We start from the raw sequence: 18639 nt of genomic DNA, 5'->3' as shown, positions 1-18639 counted from the left end.
GTGAAACCGCTGTGCACTTTTGCCGGAATTGCTCTCATTCAAACCGCCAGCGACACGGCGATCTCCGCCGCAAGCCGCGCATTGTTCTCGACAAGCGCGATATTGGTCTTCAGGCTGCGGCCCTGGGTGAGCTTGAAGATGTCGGCGAGCAGGTAGGGCGTCACGGCTTTGCCGGAAATGTCGTCCTTCTCCGCATTCTCCAGGGCGCGGGCGATGAACACTTCCATCTCGTCCCTGGGGATCTCGTCTGCTTCCGGCACCGGATTGGCGATCAGCATGCCGCCATCGATGCCCATCTGCTCGCGCACCGCCTGGAAATTGGCGATCGCCGCCGGGCTGCTGAGCATCAGCGGGCTTTCGAGGCCGGAAACGCGCGACCAGAAGGCCGGGAAATCCTTCGAACCGTAGGTAACGACCGGCACGCCGCGCGTTTCCAGCACCTCCAGGGTTTTTGGGATATCGAGGATGGCCTTGGCGCCGGCGCAGACGACGATGACCGGGGTGCGGGCCAGTTCTTCCAGATCGGCGGAAATATCGAAACTCTCCTCGGCGCCGCGATGCACGCCACCGATGCCGCCGGTGGCGAAGACGCGGATGCCGGCGAGGGCTGCGGCGATCATCGTCGCGGCAACGGTGGTGGCACCGGTGCGGCGTTCGGCGATGGCGAAGGCGATGTCGGCGCGGGACACCTTGAGCGCGTCTGTCGTCTGCGCCAGTTGCTCCAGCTCTTCCGCCTCGAGACCGACATGCAGCGTGCCGCGCAGCACGGCGATGGTCGCCGGCACGGCGCTCTGGGCGCGAATGATCGCCTCGACGCTGTTGGCCATGTCGATGTTGCCGGGATAGGGCATGCCGTGGGTGATGATGGTCGATTCGAGCGCGACGATCGGCGCGCCGCGCTGCCTGGCGGCGGCAACTTCCTTCGAATAGGCGATCGGCAGCGAGGGGGAGAGGGCTTTGGTCATCGGGACACCTCCATTTGTCTGGTATTTATGGCTGTCATGACAGGATTTTCGCCGCCGGCACAAGGGCCAGCATGTCGCGGAGCACGTCTGCGGAGAGATTTTCGGCCGTGGCCAGCGGCGACTGCACGGTGATCACTGCTGCGGCGGCACCGAGCCGCATCGCCTCCTCGAAAGCCAGGCCGCGCATCACGCCGTAAAGCACGCCGGCCGCCAGCGAATCCCCGGCACCCGTCACATCGGCGATCGTGTCGATCGTCGGCGGCAGCAGCGAGACGGACCGATCCCCCGCAAAACCGATCGCCGCCTCGCGGCCACGGGTCACGACGCCGCCGGAAAGCCCGGCCTGGCGCAGCAGCGCCGGCCATCCCTCGGCGGTTTCGGGACGCTGGCCGATAAGCGCCTGCGCTTCCGCCTCGTTCATGAACAGGAAATCGATGTCATCGAGGCTGTCGCGGTAACGCGGCACCTTGGCCGGCGAAATGGCGATTGCGGCGACACGCTTGCCGAGATGCCGCGCCCTTGCCGCAAGCGCCGCGATCGTTTCCTGCGGCAGGTTGGCGTCGCAGAGCAACAGGTCGGCCTCCGCCATGGCGTCGCGCACCGCGCGGACGGCAAGCCGGCGCGGCGAAAACAGCCGGTAGAGCTCCATATCGGCAAGCGCGATCACCAGATTGCCGTCCCGTTCCAGGATGGCGGTATAACTCGGTGTCTTCCGGTCGAGGAAAATGAAGGGGCGATCGTCGACGCCGGCCGCCAGCGCTGCCGCGGCGACGCTCTCACCGTCGGCGTCGCCGCCGCGCGGCGAAATCATCCGGACGGTCAGGCCGAGCCGCGCCAGGTTGCGGGCGGCGTTGAAGCCGCCGCCGCCGGCTTCCACGAACCAGCGGCCCGGATTGCTGGCGCCGTGCGCCGTCTCGCCGTCGATGCGGCCCCGCCGATCGATATGTGCGCCGCCGAGGACGAGAATCTTATGCATGGCGCTTCCCCGGAACGTTCGCCCGATGACACCCGATTCGCCGCGTTCCGCCGGATGCGAGGAGAAAGACACCCGTGTCCAAGTATCTGTTATCCAAGGCGAAAACAAAAAAAGAACACGCGCTCATTTCGTTTTTTGAATCAGGGAGTTGAATGGGCGTTGCAAAACAAGAACAAATGAGGTACAAAATCCGCATCAGCAGCTTCGTTGCCTCAACGGCTTCAATAACCTAAAGGTGGACCCGATGTCACAGAATATGTTGCGGCTTGTAGAGGAAAAATCGGTGGATAAAAGCAAGGCATTGGAAGCGGCTCTCTCGCAGATCGAGCGCTCCTTCGGCAAGGGCTCGATCATGAAGCTCGGCTCCAACGAGAACGTGATCGAGATCGAAACCGTGTCCACGGGTTCTCTCAGCCTCGATATCGCACTCGGCGTCGGCGGCCTGCCGAAGGGCCGTATCGTCGAGATCTACGGGCCGGAAAGCTCGGGCAAGACGACGCTGGCGCTGCAGACCATCGCCGAGGCGCAGAAGAAGGGCGGCATCTGCGCCTTCGTCGATGCCGAACACGCGCTCGACCCGGTCTATGCCCGCAAGCTCGGCGTCGACCTGCAGAACCTCCTGATTTCCCAGCCGGACACCGGCGAGCAGGCGCTCGAAATCACCGACACGCTGGTGCGTTCCGGCGCCATCGACGTGCTGGTCGTCGACTCGGTGGCGGCACTGACGCCGCGGGCCGAAATCGAAGGCGAGATGGGCGACAGCCTGCCGGGCCTGCAGGCCCGCCTGATGAGCCAGGCGCTGCGCAAGCTCACCGCCTCGATCTCGAAGTCGAACACCATGGTGATCTTCATCAACCAGATCCGCATGAAGATCGGCGTCATGTTCGGTTCGCCTGAAACGACGACGGGCGGCAACGCGCTGAAGTTCTACGCCTCGGTCCGTCTCGACATCCGTCGCATCGGCTCGGTCAAGGAGCGTGACGAAGTCGTCGGCAACCAGACCCGCGTCAAGGTCGTCAAGAACAAGATGGCGCCTCCCTTCAAGCAGGTCGAATTCGACATCATGTATGGCGAAGGCGTGTCGAAGACCGGCGAGCTCATCGATCTCGGCGTCAAGGCCGGCATCGTCGAAAAGTCCGGCGCCTGGTTCTCCTACAACAGCCAGCGCCTCGGCCAGGGCCGTGAAAATGCCAAGACGTTCCTGCGCGACAATCCCGATCTTGCCCGCGAGATCGAGACGGCGCTGCGGCAGAATGCCGGCCTGATCGCCGACCGCTTCCTGCAGAATGGCGGTCCGGAAGCGGATGGCGACGACGCCGCCGAGGCCTGATCGGTCCGATATAGACCCAAATATCTGTTTCCTGCCGCCGGCCGCACATTTCGCAAGATGTGCGGCCGGTTTTTCCTGCTTGTGCTGGACAGTGGCAGGTGCGGACGATAAAAGCCGTTGATTTTGGTATTTTGCCGGCTTTCCGGCAGCAATGAAGGGCGTGCTATGAGCGGTGTGAATGAAATCCGGTCGACCTTTCTCGACTATTACAAGAAGAACGGCCACGAAGTCGTCGCATCGAGCCCGCTTGTTCCGCGCAACGACCCGACCCTGATGTTCACCAATGCCGGCATGGTGCAGTTCAAGAACGTCTTCACCGGTCTGGAGCAGCGTCCTTATTCGACGGCGGTGACGGCGCAGAAATGTGTGCGCGCCGGCGGCAAGCACAACGACCTCGACAATGTCGGTTATACTGCCCGCCACCACACCTTCTTCGAAATGCTCGGCAACTTCTCCTTCGGCGATTATTTCAAGGAGCGGGCGATCGAGCTTGCCTGGAACCTGATCACCAAGGAATTCGGCCTGGCGCGCGACCGGCTGCTGGTCACGGTCTATCATACCGACGACGAAGCCTTCGATCTCTGGAAGAAGATCGCCGGCCTGGCCGACGAGAAGATCATCCGCATCCCGACCAGCGACAATTTCTGGGCGATGGGCGATACCGGTCCCTGCGGTCCCTGCTCGGAAATCTTCTACGATCACGGCGATCATATCTGGGGCGGCCCTCCGGGTTCGCCGGAAGAGGACGGCGATCGTTTCATCGAGATCTGGAACCTCGTCTTCATGCAATATGAGCAGGTGACGAAAGAAGAGCGCGTCAACCTGCCGCGTCCGTCGATCGATACCGGCATGGGCCTCGAACGTGTCGCCGCCGTTCTCCAGGGCCAGCACGACAATTATGACATAGACCTGTTCCGCGCCCTGATCGCCGCTTCGGAAGAAGCCACCGGCGTCAAGGCCGAAGGCGAGCGTCGTGCCAGCCACCGCGTCATTGCCGACCATTTGCGTTCCTCCGCTTTTCTGATCGCCGACGGCGTGCTGCCGTCGAACGAGGGCCGCGGTTACGTGCTGCGTCGCATCATGCGCCGCGCCATGCGCCATGCCCAGCTTCTCGGCGCCCGCGATTCGCTGATGTGGAAGCTTCTGCCGGCGCTGGTGCAGCAGATGGGCCGCGCCTATCCCGAACTGGTGCGTGCCGAAGCGCTGATTTCCGAGACGCTGAAGCTTGAGGAAACCCGTTTCCGCAAGACGCTCGAACGCGGCCTCGGCTTGCTCTCCGACGCCACGACGACGCTTGGCCAGGGCGACATGCTCGACGGCGAAACGGCTTTCAAGCTTTACGACACCTTCGGTTTCCCGCTGGACCTGACGCAGGATGCGCTGCGCGCCCGCGGCATCGGCGTCGACCTGTCCGGTTTCACCGATGCGATGGAGCGCCAGAAGGCCGAGGCGCGCTCGCATTGGGCCGGCTCCGGCGACAAGGCGACGGAAACGATCTGGTTCGAGCTGAAGGAAAAGCTCGGCGCCACCGAATTTCTGGGTTACGACACCGAAACCGCCGAAGGCGTTGTCCAGGCGATCGTCCGCGACGGCAAGAGCGTCGCCAGTGCGGCGGCCGGCGAAACGGTTCAGGTCGTCGTCAACCAGACGCCGTTCTACGGCGAGTCCGGCGGCCAGATGGGCGATGCCGGCGTGATCGCCAGCGATACCGCCAAGGTGGCCGTCGCCGACACGCAGAAGAAGGGCGAGGGCCTGTTCGTGCATGTCGCGACCGTCTCGGACGGGACGATCGCCGTCGGCGATGCCGTGGCGCTGACGGTCGATCATGCCCGCCGTTCGCGCCTGCGCTCCAACCACTCCGCCACCCATCTGCTGCACGAGGCGTTGCGCGAGGTGCTCGGCACGCACGTTGCCCAGAAGGGGTCGCTGGTGGCGCCCGAGCGCCTGCGGTTCGACGTTTCGCATCCGAAGCCGATGTCGGCGGAAGAATTGAAGGTCGTGGAAGACATGGCCAACGAGATCGTGCTGCAGAATGCGCCGGTCACGACGCGGCTTATGAGCGTCGACGATGCGATCGCCGAAGGCGCGATGGCGCTGTTTGGCGAAAAATACGGCGACGAGGTGCGTGTCGTCTCCATGGGCCGGGCAACCCACGGCCCGAAGTCCGGCAAGGCCTATTCAGTCGAACTGTGCGGCGGCACCCATGTCGGTTCCACCGGCGAGATCGGCCTGGTGCGCGTGCTGTCGGAAAGCGCCGTCGGCGCCGGCGTGCGCCGCATCGAGGCGGTCACCGGCGATGCCGCCCGTGCCTATCTCTCCGAGCAGGACGAGCGCGTCAAGGCGTTGGCCGCCTCGCTGAAGGTGCAGCCGGCGGAGGTGCTTTCGCGCGTCGAGGCGATGATCGACGAACGCCGCAGGCTGGAGCGGGAGCTTGCCGATGCCAAGCGCAAGCTCGCCATGGGCGGCGGGCAGGCCGGCTCGGCCGATGCCGTTCGCGAGGTCGGTGGCGTCAAGTTCCTCGGCAAGGCGATTTCGGGCGTCGATCCCAAGGATCTCAAGGGCCTGGCGGATGACGGCAAGGCAAGCCTCGGCTCCGGCGTCGTTGCCTTGATCGGCGTTTCCGAAGACGGCAAGGCCAGCGCCGTCGTCGCCGTGACCGAAGACCTGGTCGGCCGTTTCAGCGCCGTCGACCTGGCGCGCATCGCTTCGGCCGCCCTCGGCGGCAAGGGCGGCGGCGGTCGTCCGGATATGGCCCAGGCTGGCGGCCCGGACGGTTCCAAGGCGGCGGACGCGATCGATGCCGTCGCAGCCGCATTGAACGGCTGACGGGATTTGGCAAGGTGGGAGGCGGCGTCACGTCCGCTTCCGGCCTGTGATTGCTGCACAGATTATGCCGGATGAGGGCCTTCCTCTTCCGGCTTTTCTTATGCGCTCAAGCCGCTAAAAAAGTGCGGGGCGGTTTTGCGAAGACAAAGAGCGAAGCTGAAAGATCGCGGCCAGCTTTGTCGCCAGCCGGCAGGGATGAGATGCAGAGGCCGGTTGGCGCCTTGTCAGGGCGCCAACCGGTCTTTTGTTCACGCTATATTAACGATGCTGGTTGCGAGATACACCATGCGTGCGGCCCGGTTACAGGCCATCGGCCGCGCAAGGGTCTTTGATGTTTCGAGGGTGGGGGCATGGCAGGAAGATATGCGCTTGGCGTCGTCGATGCAGGCGGCAGCATGCGGACGTTCGTGGTCGAAACGCTTGGCTGCGAAGACGGTGGCCTGGTCGTGATGCGAAACGGTGTGCGTGAGCATCTGCCGCTCTCCGCCATCCGCGAGTTTTACCCTATCGATATCGACGCAGCGTCAGGCCGGCTGCCGACGGCATCGGATGACGGCGGCTCGGTCTTCGATCTTTGCTTCTGATCCCTCGGGCAGAACGGCCGACCCGCGCAATGGGGTCGGCTGTCGCTGCCTATTTCTGTGCGATCTTGAACGGCTGGTCGATCTTGACGTTGCGGTTGCTGCCGGTGTCGTTCAGCGTGTAGCGTAGCACGTAGTCGCCAGGGGCTGCGCCGGAAATGTCGAGCGTCAGATGGGTGAAGATTTCCTGGTTGCGCACATAGCCGATGAAGGAGAAGTTGCCGAATGTCTTCTGGCCGGCAAGCACTTCGCCCTTGGCATCCATCAGTTCGAAATCGACGGTGAAATTGGTCTGCATCTTGCCGCCGTCGGCGGGTTTCCAGGTGAGGCCGATCGGCTCCACATAGGTAATCAGCTTTTCGCCGGGTTTGAAGGTCGAGTCCGCGCGGGGCGTGTAGATGCCGTAGGCGGTCGGCACGTCGGCGACGAAGACACCCTTGCCGATGGTCAGCGGCAGGGTCGCGGCAAAATCGCCGAGCGCGGTGCGCATGATGTCGTAGGCGCCGATCTGGTCGCCGCTCTGGGCTTTTTCTTCCGCTTTCGTCGCCGCGTCGAGAAGCGGCCCCGCCGCCGCCGGCATCGCGGTCAGACAGCCCATGGCACTCAGAAGGACAAAGGCTGCTTGCAGGCCTTTCCGCGCAGGACGAATCATCGGTAACCTTTCCGCTCGAGCTTTGGCAACGGCGCCAGTCTGGAAGATTGGCATGCGCTGTCAAGTGATTGCGATCACCGATATTTCCGCCACTTCGGGCAAAAACATGGCAGCCGCCTCAGTTGCGCCAGAAGGTCGGCATCGCCAGCACCAGCACGGTGAGAATTTCGACGCGGCCGAGCAGCATCAACAGCGACAGCATGTGCAGCGCCGGGGCGCTCAACGTCGAGAAATTGCCGGCAGGTCCGATGGTGGGGCCGATTCCGGGGCCGACATTGGCAAGCGATGTGGCCACCGCCGATATCGACGTCACCACGTCATAGCCAAGGGCGGCGAGCACCAGGCTCCCGGCCACCCACAAGGCGAGAAAGGCGACCAGATACAGCATCACGGCGCGCTGCATGTCGTCGTCGACGATGATGTTGCCGTAACGGATGGAAAAGACGCCGTTGGGATAGATCAGCCGGCGCAGGCCGGTACGGAACATGTTGAACAGGATGATCAGCCGGTAAGCCTTGATACCGCCGGCGGTCGAGCCGGAGCAGCCGCCGATGAAGGTGGCGAAAAAGGCGATAACGACGACGAAAGGTCCCCATAGCGTATAATCTTCGCTGGCAAAGCCGCCGGTCGAAAGGATCGAGGCCATGTTGAAGACCGCATGCGTCAGGGCGTCGCCAAAAGGAACGGCGTTGCGGACATGGTGATAGGCCGCGACCGCCAGCGAAAAGGCCGTGAGATAACCGAGGAAGACGATGATCTGCGGATCGCGCAGCGTATCCAGCCGGCCGCGCACCGCAAACAGGATCAGCACCGAGAACGGCAAGCTGCACAGCGTCAGGAAAATGCTCGATATCCACAGCATCGCCGTGCTGTCGAAATAGGCGAAGGAGGCATCGTGGGTGGAAAAACCGGCGGTCGCCACCGTCGACATCGCATGGTTCAGCGCATCGAAATGCGTCATGCCGGCAAGGTCGTAGGCGACGGTGCAGACGACAGTCAGCAGGATGTAGATGGCGATGAAGGCGCGGATGAAACTGCCGAGCTTCGCGAAGGGCCGGTCGTTGGTATCGGAGGATTCCATCTTGAAGAAGGCGATGCCGCCGACATGCAGGAACGGCAGGATGAACAGCCCCAGCGCGACGATCCCGATGCCGCCGAACCAGCAGAGCATGGAACGCCACAAGAGAATGCCGGGCGGCGCCCTGTCCAGCCCGGTGATGACGGTGCCGCCGGTGGTGGTGATTGCCGAAACGGCTTCGAACAGCGCCTGGGCGAAGCTGAGGTTGAGGCTGGACAAATATATCGGCAGGGCGCCGATCAGCGAGAAGGACAACCAGAGGATGTTGACGAGGATAAAGCCGAAACGCTTGTTGAACGGCGGCGGCGAGCCCGAGGTCGCCAGGGCCGCGCCGAGGGACAGGCCGCCGGTCATCAACCCGGAGAAAACGAAGACGGTCCAGTCGCGATGCCCGAAATGCAGGTCGATCAACGCCGGAATGACCATGGCAGTGGACAGGTAGAGGCCGCAGATCGCCGCAACATGGACGGCAGAACGAAAAAGATTGACGTTCAAGGAAGGCCCACCATGATAGCCGCGAGGCGAAAAAAGTTTCTTTGTATCCGCAGTCCGCTTATGCCATAGCGGGGGTCAAATTGGAACGCAACGGACGCTTTTTCCATGACCAAAGCCGAGATCAACAACGCCGCCGAGGCGATGCGCGGCCTTTTCCCCGCGACGCCCCTCCAGCTCAACGATTACCTCAGTGCCCGCTACGGTGCGGAGATCTGGCTGAAACGGGAAGACCTTTCGCCGGTGCGCTCCTACAAGATCCGCGGCGCCTTCAATTTTTTCCGCAAAGTGATCGCCGGCGGCGGCACCGAAAAGGTCTTCGTCTGCGCGTCGGCCGGTAACCATGCGCAGGGTTTTGCTTATGTCTGCCGGCATTTCCAGGTGCATGGCGTGGTCTTCATGCCGGTGACGACGCCGCAGCAGAAGATCGACAAGACCCGGGCCTTCGGCGGCGAATATATCACCATCCGGTTGTTCGGCGACTTCTTCGACCAATGCTATGCCGCGGCAAGGCGGCATGTGGAGAAGATCGACGGCGTCATGGTGCCGCCCTTCGACCACCCCGATATCATCGAGGGGCAGGCGACGGTGGCGGCTGAAATCGTCGAGCAGCTGCCGGAAGGGGCGACGCCGGACATGGTGATCATGCCTGTCGGCGGCGGCGGCCTGTCGGCGGGGGTGACGGGTTACCTCAGGGATGTGGTTTCGCCCGAGGGGTTCGTCTTTGCCGAGCCTGCCGGCGCGCCGAGCCTGCGGCGCAGCCTGGAGGCGGGCGAGGTGGTGCCGCTGGCCAAGGTCGACAATTTTGTCGATGGCGCGGCGGTGGCGCGCATCGGCGATCTCAATTTTGCGGCACTCAAGGGGTTTGCGCCGGAGCAGGTGCTGCTGCTGTCGGAAAACGCCATCTGCGTGACGATCACCGAAATGCTGAACGTCGAAGGCGTGGTGCTGGAACCGGCGGGCGCCCTGTCGATCACGGCGCTGGAAACCATAGGCAGGAAACGGCTGGCCGGCAAGCGTGTCGTGGCCGTGGTTTCCGGCGGCAATTTCGATTTCGAGCGGCTGCCTGACGTCAAGGAGCGCGCCATGCGTTATGCCGGGCTGAAGAAATATTTCATCCTGCGGCTGGCACAGCGTCCCGGCGCGCTGCGTGATTTCCTCAATCTGCTCGGTCCCGAGGACGATATCGCCCGGTTTGAATATCTCAAGAAGTCGGCGCGCAACTTCGGCTCCATCCTCATCGGCATCGAAACCAGAAATTCCGGCAATTTCGCCGAACTGGTCGAACGGTTCGAAAATGCCGGCATGGGTTATGAAGACATCACCGAAAACGAGATCCTCTCCAACCTGATCATCTGAACAGGCCCGCGGTCACGCCCTTTTGGGGGCGGAAAGAATGTGTTAGGAGAAAAGCATGTCTATCCTGTCGAATATTTTTTCCCTGTTTTCCGGTGGCCCCAAGGCCGAACAATCTTCCGCCGTCAGTGCCGAAGCCCAGACGCATGGCGATTGCACGATCCATCCGACGCCGCAGCGCGAGGGTTCGCAGTTCCGCCTGGCCGGCCGGATCGAAAAGCAGGTGAACGGCGAAACGCTGGTTCGGACCTTCGTCCGCGCCGACGTGTTTTCGACTTCGGACGATGCGGTGGAATTCACCGTGCGCAAGGCGCGGCAGATCATCGACCAGAACGGCGCCGGCCTGTTCGCCGATGGCGAGAAGAGCCGGCAGGTCTGATCCCGGCAGCGCCGTTCAGGCGGCCCGGACGATGTTTAGCTCCCTATGCAAACGGCCGGCAAATGCCGACCGTTCTGATTTCGCAAATCTTGTCTTGCCGATCAGGCGGCGAGCGCCAGTTCCTTGGCGCGGGTCTGCGCCGCGGCAATTGCCTTCTCGGCAGCTTCCGGGCCGTAGGCGAGGCCTTCGACATACACGACTTCGACATCGGTGATGCCGATGAAGCCGAGAACGGTCTTCAGGTAAGGCACGGCGTGGTTCATCGCCGCAGCGGGGCCATCGGAATAGACGCCGCCGGATGCAAGCACGAGATAGGCCTTCTTGCCGGTGGCAAGGCCCACCGGGCCGTTTTCGGTGTAGGTGAAGGTCAGGCCGGCGCGGGCGATATGGTCGATCCAGGCCTTCAGCGACGAATAGATGTTGAAGTTGATCAGGCCGGTGCCGATGACCAGCGTATCGGCGGCGAGCAGTTCGGCAACCAGTTCGTCGGAAACGGCGGCAGCCTTGGCTTCTTCGGCGTTGCGCTGGTCGGCCGGCTTGCGGATGGCGGCGGCGAAGACGCCGTCGATATGCGGCAGCGGCTGGCTGACGAGGTCGCGGTGGACGATGGACTTGGAACCTGCCTGGGTGCTCAGCTTGCCGGCGAGATCGGTGGCCAGCTTGTTCGACAGCGAATCGGCGCCGCGCGGGCTGGACGTCACGAGGAGGATGTTCGACATGGTCTTTCCTTGAATATCTTTGGTTCTGGAGGCGGCGCGGGCAGGGAACCGCGTCTTCGGAAACAAAGATAGGAGTGGATTTCCATCGAAAAAACCGCGATAATATCGAAGTTTATTATCGAGGTTTTGGATAATTCATGGAAGCGAACCCGACGCTCGACCAGTTGCAGGTGTTTCTCGCCGTTGCCGATACCGGCAGTTTTTCTGCCGCTTCGCGGCAGCTCAACCGGGCGCAATCGGTCATCAGCTATACGATCGGCAATCTCGAGACGCAGCTGGACGTGGCGCTGTTCGAACGCAGCGGCGCGCGCCAGCCGAAGCTTACGGAGGCCGGCAAGGCGATGCTGTCCGATGCGAGGCGAATCGTCGCCGATCTGCAGGTGATGCGGGCGCGGGCGAAAAGCCTGAAGCAGGGGCTGGAGGCGGAGGTAAGCGTCGCCATCAGCGTCATGGTGCCGACGCATGCGGTGGTCGATGTGCTGCGTGAATTTCGCGAGATGTTTCCCTCGGTCGGCCTCAGGCTCAACGTCGGCGAGCTCGGCGCGGTGATGGACATGGTTCTGAGCGACCAGGCATCCATCGGCATCGGCGGTGCGCTGTTGCAGCACGACGATGCGCTGCTGGCGGAAAAGATCGGCCATTCCTTCATGCTGCCGGTGGCGAGCGCGGACCACCCGCTGGCCCGCATCACGCGGCCGTTGACGGTGGCGGATGTGCGCGAAGAGGTGCAACTTGTCGTGACGGATGCTTCCGGCCGCACCCAGGGACGCGATTTCAATGTGCTGTCCTACAAGACATGGCGGGTCAGCGACATGGCGACAAAGCTCGACCTGGTGCGCGGCGGGCTGGGCTGGGGCGGCATTCCGGCCTCGCTGGTGCGGCAAGATCTTTCCGAGGGCAGGCTGGTGCAGCTGCAACTCGATGCCTACGAGCAGGGGGAATATCCGCTCTACGCGATCCGCAAACATTCGAACCCGCCGGGGCCGGCCGTTGCCTGGATGCTGGAGGCCTTTTCGAGCCGGCTGTCACGTTGCCCCAGCCGCCAGGACTTCGTGGCGATGATGGCGGATGAGGCAATGCCGCTGCAGCAGGCAGCCGAATGAAATGGCAGGCCCGGGGCTGACATCGTTGCAGTGGCAGCATTGTCGACCTCAAGAATGCCTCTGACGGAGACGCCGGCTTGTTCAGAAGGTCTCCGCCATTCGGCTTGGCAATTCCGGATCAGGCGTTTGGCTGCTTCTTGAACAGGCCCAGTTCCTTGAAAAACGGGTTGCTTCGAAGGTATCGCCGCAACGTGCTCGGCCAGGCATGCTTGCCATCGAGATTGATGAAAAGCTTGCTGTTCCTCTCCGAGATCTTCCCTTGAAACCAGGCCATCTGATAGCAAAGGATGACCAGTTCGGAACAATAGACGTTCTTGACCATGCCCTGATGGTCTTCAAGGCGTTCGTTGTATTTCGTCAGCCGGGCATACAGGTCTTCGCCGGCCGTGCTGCTGCCGAAGGTGCTCTTGATGACCGCCCGCGTTTTTCCATAGTCGGCCGACCCCAGGATGTTTCTGGCGACATCAACGACCTTTTTGGTATCGGCGGCATTCATTTCCGGATTGGCCCTGAACATGTCGGCCTCCTCGTTCCACATGTCGATGTGCTCGATGAGAATGCCGCGTGTTGTCGCGTGGATGACCATCTGGCCATCCACCACGATTCCGCAATGGGCAGGCTTGAAGGTATTGGTGTTTATCAATATATCCCCGGACTTAACCTTGTCGCGTTTCATGCCGATATTTGGCTGATAGAAGACAACCATGCTGGAAACCTCGATTTTGCAAAGAGTTTCTTTTGTGGTTTAAGTATATATGGCCAGTTTCGAAATGGGAATTCAGGCGGCGGGCCGTATCCTTAACTTTTTCTGGTAGTTTTATGCTGCCTTATGCCTTCTTATATTCGCCGAGCTCCTTGAAGTTGGCGTTGCTGCGCAGATAGCGGCGCAGCGTGCTCGGCCAGGTGTGCTTGCCGTCGAGCTGGATGAACAGCCGATGGTTGGCGTTGATCGCGTCGCTCTCGATCCAGGCCAGTTGGTAGCAGAGAATGACGAGTTCCGAGCAATAGACGTGCTTGACCACGCCCTGGTGGTTCTTCAGGCGCTCGCGATATTTGTTGAGGCGCTGGTGTGTGCCTTCGGCGGCCGTATGGGTGCTGAAGGTGCTCTTGAAGGCGGCGCGGCCGACGCCGTAGGAGGCGGAATCCTTGATTTCCTGGGCAATGCGCTCCAGCTTGCCGGCCTCGGCGGTCGTCAGGTCGGTTGCGGAGCGGAACATGTCGGCATTGTTGCCCCACATGTCGATATCATCGATCTTGATGCCCTTGCCGGTGGCGTGGATGACGTCTTGGTTCGAAACGACGATGCCGCAATGCGCCGGCGAAAACGTGTTGTTGTTGATCAGGATGTCACCACACTTGATCGTTGCCCGCTTGCCCGTGTGTGGCGTGTAGAAGACTGCCATGATCACCCCCGCTTTTCGCAGCGGGCGGGCATAGGTTGCCGTTGCGCCCGCGAATTTCCCAATGCTGCCGAAAATGCCACAAGCCCAGGAAATCGGGTGAACTTTTTCTGGTTACTGCAACGGCGCGTTATCGGGGCGGCGTCTTCGTGTTTTGGGGATCAGCGCGGGGATGTCGGCCGCATATCCTTGTGGAAGAAGCGGAAGTAGGATCCGACCTGCGCGCGGGCGTTGGAATTGGGATTGAACTGGATGCCGAGGCGGCCGCGATGGCACCAGCGCACCAAGCCTTCGAGATGGCCGATATCGTCGCCGTAGATCTTGATCTGGCTGCCGATGCCGGCATGCAGCGGCCCCGCCAGTTCCAGCGCGATACCGTTGGTCGAAAGGTTGAGCACGCGGCCCTGGATTTCCTGCAGGCCGTACTTCACCTTGGCCATGACGCGTGTTGCCTTGCGCTGCGTCTTGCGGGTTTCCATCTTCAGGCCGTTGTTCATGTTCCACCCGGACATATTGTGATCGTTGTCCGGGAGCCTAGGTCAAAAAGGTTGCGGCCGGCTTGCAAAAACCATTCGGATTGTCTGCTTTCCCGCCGACACACACCTCAAAGTCCGACATTGGGACGGTCGATGATTTCGCGCAGCGCGAAGGACGAATTGATCTTGACGACATGCGGCAGCGCCGACAGCCAGTCGCGGTGGATGCGTTCGTAGTCTTCCAGGTCCTTGGCGGCGACGCGCAGGATGTAATCGTACTCGCCCGACATCAGGTAGCAGACGAGCACGTTGGGACAGCGCTTTACCGCGGCTTCGAATTCCTGCAGCGTCTTGGCGAACTGGCCGGAGAGCGAGATGTGGACGATGACCACCATCTTGTAATCCAGCGCCTTGTTCGAAAGGCGGGCATGATAGCCGCTGATCACCCCGGATTTTTCGAGAATATCCAGGCGCCGGGAGCAGGCGGAAGGCGAAAGGCCGATCTTGGCGGCGAGATCGGCATTGGACATCCGGCCGTTCTGCTGAAGTATTCTCAAGATTGAAGCATCTATGGCATCCAGCGCACTCATTGATGAATCCTTCGAAGAATCCTGTAATTCTTGCAACAATATTCGATAAACCAGTGAAAAAGAAACCGTCTTCGCAAGGACATTTCGAAATCTTTCTGATCTCCTGATGACAGAGGAAAGCGGCAAAATGCCCACAAGGAGAGGAACGCGAAGATGCGTGTCGGTTGCCCGAAGGAAATCAAAAACCATGAATATCGTGTCGGTCTGACGCCCGGCGCGGTGCGAGAATATGTGGCGCACGGCCACGACGTCCTGATCGAAACCAAGGCCGGTGCCGGGATCGGTGCCGACGATGCGGCCTATATTGCCGCCGGCGCCAGGATCGTCGGTTCGGCCAAGGAAATCTTCGAAAAGTGCGACATGGTCGTCAAGGTCAAGGAGCCGCAGCCCGCCGAATGGGCGCAGCTTCGCGACGGCCAGTTGCTCTACACCTACCTGCACCTCGCTCCCGATCCGGAACAGACCAAGGGCCTGCTGGCCTCCGGCGTCACCGCCATCGCCTATGAGACCGTCACCGACGACCGCGGCGGGCTGCCGCTGCTGGCGCCGATGTCGGAAGTCGCCGGCCGCCTGTCGATCCAGGCGGGTGCCGTGGCGCTGCAGAAGGCTTATGGTGGTCGCGGCATCCTGCTCGGCGGCGTTCCGGGCGTCCTGCCGGCCAAGGTCGCCGTCATCGGCGGCGGCGTCGTCGGCCTGCATGCGGCGAAGATGGCTGCCGGCCTCGGTGCCGAAGTCACGATCATCGACCGCTCGCTGCCGCGGCTGCGTCAGCTCGACGACATTTTTGCCGGCCGCGTGCGCACCCGCTACTCGACGATCGACGCGCTGGAGGACGAAGTTTTCGCCGCCGACCTGGTTATCGGCGCCGTGCTGATCCCCGGTGCCGCCGCGCCAAAACTGGTGACGCGCGAAATGTTGTCCGGCATGAAGAAGGGCGCAGTCATCGTCGATGTTGCCATCGACCAGGGCGGCTGCTTCGAGACCTCGCATGCGACGACCCATTCCGAGCCGACCTACGAGGTCGACGGCATCATTCACTACTGCGTCGCCAACATGCCTGGCGCGGTTCCGATTACCTCGGCGCATGCTTTGAACAATGCGACGCTGCAGCATGGCCTGGCGCTCGCCGATCGTGGTCTCAGGGCAATTGCCGAGGACAAGCACCTGCGCAACGGCCTCAATGTCCACAAGGGCCGTGTCACGAACCGGCCGGTGGCCGAAGCATTGGGTTATGAAGCCTATGCGGCGGAAAGTGTGCTTAACGTAGCGTGAGTGGCATGACTTAGAGTCAGGTGAACAAGGCGCCGGTCCTGTGCAAGAAACCGGCGCCTTTTCGTTGACAAGGCCGGCAGGCGGGAAATCCACTGCCGGTCGCCGTCGTCTCTTGCCAAGCCCGCAAATCGGTGGCTTGCTCGGTCGAAATTGGGAGAGAACACGCATGTCATTCGAACATTGGATTGCCTTCGTGGCCGCGTCCGCCATTCTGTTGGCCATTCCCGGGCCGACGATCCTGCTGGTGATTTCTTATGCGTTGAGCCATGGCCGCAAGTCGGCGACGGCGACCGTCGCCGGCGTGGCGCTCGGTGATTTCACCGCGATGACCGCCTCGATGCTCGGGCTCGGCGCCCTGCTGGCCGCGTCCGCCGCCCTGTTCACGGTGCTGAAATGGGTCGGCGCGGCCTATCTGATCTATCTCGGCATAAAACTCTGGCGCGCCCCGGTAACCGATCCCGGCGAAACGAAGGACATGGAGCCGGCCAGGGAACGACCGCTGCGCATCTTCCTGCACACCTATGTGGTGACGGCTCTGAACCCGAAGAGCATCGTCTTTTTCGTCGCCTTCCTGCCGCAGTTCCTCGACCTGACGCGCCCGATCGCCACACAGATGGTTATTTTCGAAACGACCTTCCTGGTGCTGGCAACTCTCAACGCCGCGGCCTATGGGCTGATGGCCTCGATGGCACGGCAGACGATTCGCAAGCCGGCCGTGCAGCGTGCCGTCAACCGCACCGGCGGCTCGCTGATGATCGGCGCCGGCCTGCTGGCGGTCGGCTGGAAGAGGGCTGCTGCCTGAAACGAGGCGTTCAGCCTGCAAAGGCCTGTGCATTTTTCGACTTCGCCGCAGAAACGCGCCGCATTCTTTGCTAAAGCATCTGCCTTGGCTCTGCGGCGAGTCACGGAAAACAGCAAACGAGGGAAATGCATTGCAGGTCGGCATCGATATGGGCGTGGTCTCGGGCGGCGCCAGCGCGAAGCTTGATATCGAGGAGCTTCTTGCCACCCGCCTCCTGGTTCAAGGCAATTCCGGGTCCGGCAAGTCGCACCTGTTGCGCCGTCTCCTCGAGCAGTCCGCACCCTGGGTGCAGCAGGTCGTCATCGATCCCGAAGGCGATTTTGTCACGCTTTCCGATCGGTTCGGCCATGTCGTCGTCGATGGCGAGCGCAGCGAAGCGGAACTGACCGGCATCGCCGCCCGCATTCGCCAGCACCGCGTCTCCTGCGTGCTGACGCTTGAAGGGCTGGAGATCGACCAGCAGATGCGTGCCGCCGCCGCTTTCCTCAACGGCCTGTTCGATGCCGACCGCGAATTCTGGTATCCTGTGCTCGTCGTCGTCGACGAAGCGCAGATGTTTGCTCCCTCGGTTGCCGGCGAAGTCTCCGAAGACGCGCGAAAAATGTCGCTCGGCGCCATGACGAACCTGATGTGCCGCGGCCGCAAGCGCGGCCTTGCGGGCGTCATCGCCACGCAGCGGCTGGCGAAGCTCGCCAAGAACGTTGCGGCCGAAGCCTCGAATTTCCTGATGGGCCGCACCTTCCTCGATATCGACATGGCGCGCGCCGCCGACCTGCTCGGCATGGACCGGCGCCAGGCGGAAATGTTCCGCGACCTGAAGCGCGGCAATTTTGTTGCCCTCGGCCCGGCGCTGTCGCGACGGCCGCTACCGATCGTCATCGGCCCGGTGGAAACCTCGGCGCGGTCGTCGAGCCCGAAACTGATGCCGATGCCGGAAGCACCTGCGGATGTCGAGGACCTGATCTTCACGCCGGACCCGGAAGAGTTCAACCGCCCCATGGTGCGCCGCGCCCCGCCGGCGCCGCGGCTGACCACCGACATTCTCGCCGAGCTTTCCCGCTCGGCGCCGGCCGCCGTCGCCGCTGCGGAGCCGAAGGCCAGTGCGCCCGAGATGTCCGAGGAAGAGAAGGAAACGCGGCTCGTCGCCGTGCTCGCGGAAATCCTTGCCGATTCCGAATCGGCCTTCCGCTCCGATGCCGTGCTTTACCAGGAGTTTCTGGTTCGCGCCCGCATGCGCCGGATCGCGGGATCGCCGATGCCGCTATCGGAGTTTCGCAGGCGGGTGGCCATCACGCGCTCCGGCGTCGATGAGGAAACTGCTGCCGGCGAAGCCTGGGCCGGTGCCCTGGATCTCTGCACACGCGTTTCCGAAGACCTGCAGGGGGTCTTCCTGCTTCTGGCCTGTGCGGCGATCAGGAACGAGGCCTGCCCCTCGGACGCCCGTCTTGCCCGCGCCTACGGCACCCATTCCGCCCGCCGCGCCCGGCGGTTGCTCGGCTACTTCGAAGAGCAGGGCGTCGTTGTCGTCCACACGGATTTTTCCGGCAAGCGCATCGTCGCCTTTCCGGATATCGGGGCCGAAACCTCGCCCGGGGATGCGAATGCGCCGGATGGGACGGAGCAACTGGCGGCGGAGTAGCAG

General features: G+C 62.5%; 18 protein-coding genes. 9 read left to right on the top strand and 9 right to left on the bottom strand.

Going from position 1 to position 18639, the window contains the following annotated elements; translation table 11 throughout:
• Positions 1-38: 38 nt before the first annotated feature.
• Together DEM27_RS09390 and DEM27_RS09385 are read right to left on the bottom strand one after the other, a co-directional pair.
• Complete coding sequence (locus DEM27_RS09390) at positions 39-965, bottom strand: pseudouridine-5'-phosphate glycosidase (protein ID WP_109457956.1); 927 nt, start codon at positions 963-965, stop codon at positions 39-41.
• A 34-nt stretch (positions 966-999) separates the two neighbouring features.
• A complete protein-coding gene (locus DEM27_RS09385; protein WP_109457955.1) occupies positions 1000-1941 on the bottom strand; it encodes a carbohydrate kinase family protein in 942 nt (313 codons plus the stop codon).
• A 244-nt stretch (positions 1942-2185) separates the two neighbouring features.
• Between DEM27_RS09385 and recA the strand changes: the two genes are divergently transcribed.
• The 3 genes from recA (at position 2186) to DEM27_RS09370 (ending at position 6681) form a co-directional block, all read left to right on the top strand.
• Positions 2186-3271, top strand: coding sequence for a recombinase RecA (gene recA, locus DEM27_RS09380; RefSeq protein ID WP_109457954.1), 1086 nt, complete (start codon positions 2186-2188; stop codon positions 3269-3271).
• A 165-nt stretch (positions 3272-3436) separates the two neighbouring features.
• Entirely contained in the window at positions 3437-6097 is a 2661-nt protein-coding gene (alaS, locus tag DEM27_RS09375) for an alanine--tRNA ligase (RefSeq protein ID WP_109457953.1), read from the top strand.
• 350 nt (positions 6098-6447) lie between these two features.
• Positions 6448-6681, top strand: a complete 234-nt coding sequence (locus tag DEM27_RS09370) for a hypothetical protein (RefSeq protein ID WP_109457952.1) — start codon at positions 6448-6450, stop codon at positions 6679-6681.
• A gap of 49 nt (positions 6682-6730) precedes the next feature.
• On the opposite strand, the gene DEM27_RS09365 is transcribed toward DEM27_RS09370, so the two are convergent.
• Both DEM27_RS09365 and DEM27_RS09360 read right to left on the bottom strand, forming a co-directional pair.
• A complete protein-coding gene (locus DEM27_RS09365) occupies positions 6731-7330 on the bottom strand; it encodes a hypothetical protein (protein ID WP_128755471.1) in 600 nt (199 codons plus the stop codon).
• Between the two features lie 118 nt (positions 7331-7448).
• Positions 7449-8903 carry a TrkH family potassium uptake protein gene (locus DEM27_RS09360; RefSeq protein WP_109457950.1) on the bottom strand — a complete coding sequence of 485 codons (1455 nt, stop codon included), beginning with the start codon at positions 8901-8903 and terminating at the stop codon, positions 7449-7451.
• A 105-nt stretch (positions 8904-9008) separates the two neighbouring features.
• On the opposite strand from DEM27_RS09360, the gene ilvA reads away from it, so the two are divergent.
• Together ilvA and DEM27_RS09350 are read left to right on the top strand one after the other, a co-directional pair.
• Entirely contained in the window at positions 9009-10259 is a 1251-nt protein-coding gene (ilvA, locus tag DEM27_RS09355; protein ID WP_109457949.1) for a threonine ammonia-lyase, read from the top strand.
• Between the two features lie 55 nt (positions 10260-10314).
• A complete protein-coding gene (locus DEM27_RS09350) occupies positions 10315-10635 on the top strand; it encodes an HlyU family transcriptional regulator (protein WP_109457948.1) in 321 nt (106 codons plus the stop codon).
• A gap of 101 nt (positions 10636-10736) precedes the next feature.
• Here DEM27_RS09350 and DEM27_RS09345 read toward each other — a convergent pair whose 3' ends face one another.
• A complete protein-coding gene (locus tag DEM27_RS09345; protein ID WP_109457947.1) occupies positions 10737-11354 on the bottom strand; it encodes an FMN-dependent NADH-azoreductase in 618 nt (205 codons plus the stop codon).
• Positions 11355-11491: 137 nt separating this feature from the next.
• Here DEM27_RS09345 and DEM27_RS09340 point away from each other — a divergent pair, with 137 nt between their 5' ends.
• Entirely contained in the window at positions 11492-12457 is a 966-nt protein-coding gene (locus DEM27_RS09340) for a LysR family transcriptional regulator (protein WP_109457946.1), read from the top strand.
• Between the two features lie 118 nt (positions 12458-12575).
• On the opposite strand, the gene DEM27_RS09335 is transcribed toward DEM27_RS09340, so the two are convergent.
• The 4 genes from DEM27_RS09335 to DEM27_RS09320 all read right to left on the bottom strand — a co-directional run bounded on the left by DEM27_RS09335 (position 12576) and on the right by DEM27_RS09320 (position 14923).
• Entirely contained in the window at positions 12576-13163 is a 588-nt protein-coding gene (locus tag DEM27_RS09335; RefSeq protein WP_109457945.1) for an NlpC/P60 family protein, read from the bottom strand.
• A 121-nt stretch (positions 13164-13284) separates the two neighbouring features.
• Positions 13285-13860, bottom strand: a complete 576-nt coding sequence (locus tag DEM27_RS09330) for a hypothetical protein (RefSeq protein WP_128755470.1) — start codon at positions 13858-13860, stop codon at positions 13285-13287.
• Positions 13861-14018: 158 nt separating this feature from the next.
• Positions 14019-14369, bottom strand: a complete 351-nt coding sequence (locus DEM27_RS09325; RefSeq protein ID WP_245445755.1) for a PilZ domain-containing protein — start codon at positions 14367-14369, stop codon at positions 14019-14021.
• Positions 14370-14461: 92 nt separating this feature from the next.
• On the bottom strand, positions 14462-14923 hold the full coding sequence (locus DEM27_RS09320; protein ID WP_109457942.1) for an Lrp/AsnC family transcriptional regulator: 462 nt from the start codon (positions 14921-14923) through the stop codon (positions 14462-14464).
• Positions 14924-15076: 153 nt separating this feature from the next.
• Between DEM27_RS09320 and ald the strand changes: the two genes are divergently transcribed.
• The 3 genes from ald to DEM27_RS09305 all read left to right on the top strand — a co-directional run bounded on the left by ald (position 15077) and on the right by DEM27_RS09305 (position 18636).
• The gene (ald, locus tag DEM27_RS09315; protein ID WP_109457941.1) at positions 15077-16195 is read left to right on the top strand and encodes an alanine dehydrogenase; all 1119 of its coding nucleotides are present in this window, start codon (positions 15077-15079) and stop codon (positions 16193-16195) included.
• 166 nt (positions 16196-16361) lie between these two features.
• Positions 16362-16997 carry a LysE family translocator gene (locus tag DEM27_RS09310; RefSeq protein ID WP_109457940.1) on the top strand — a complete coding sequence of 212 codons (636 nt, stop codon included), beginning with the start codon at positions 16362-16364 and terminating at the stop codon, positions 16995-16997.
• Positions 16998-17127: 130 nt separating this feature from the next.
• Positions 17128-18636 carry a helicase HerA domain-containing protein gene (locus tag DEM27_RS09305; RefSeq protein ID WP_109457939.1) on the top strand — a complete coding sequence of 503 codons (1509 nt, stop codon included), beginning with the start codon at positions 17128-17130 and terminating at the stop codon, positions 18634-18636.
• The last annotated feature ends 3 nt before the right edge of the window (positions 18637-18639 follow it).

Source organism: Rhizobium album (genome assembly GCF_003122325.1).
Lineage (GTDB): Bacteria > Pseudomonadota > Alphaproteobacteria > Rhizobiales > Rhizobiaceae > Metarhizobium > Metarhizobium album.
This window is presented reverse-complemented; position numbering and strand designations above follow the sequence as displayed.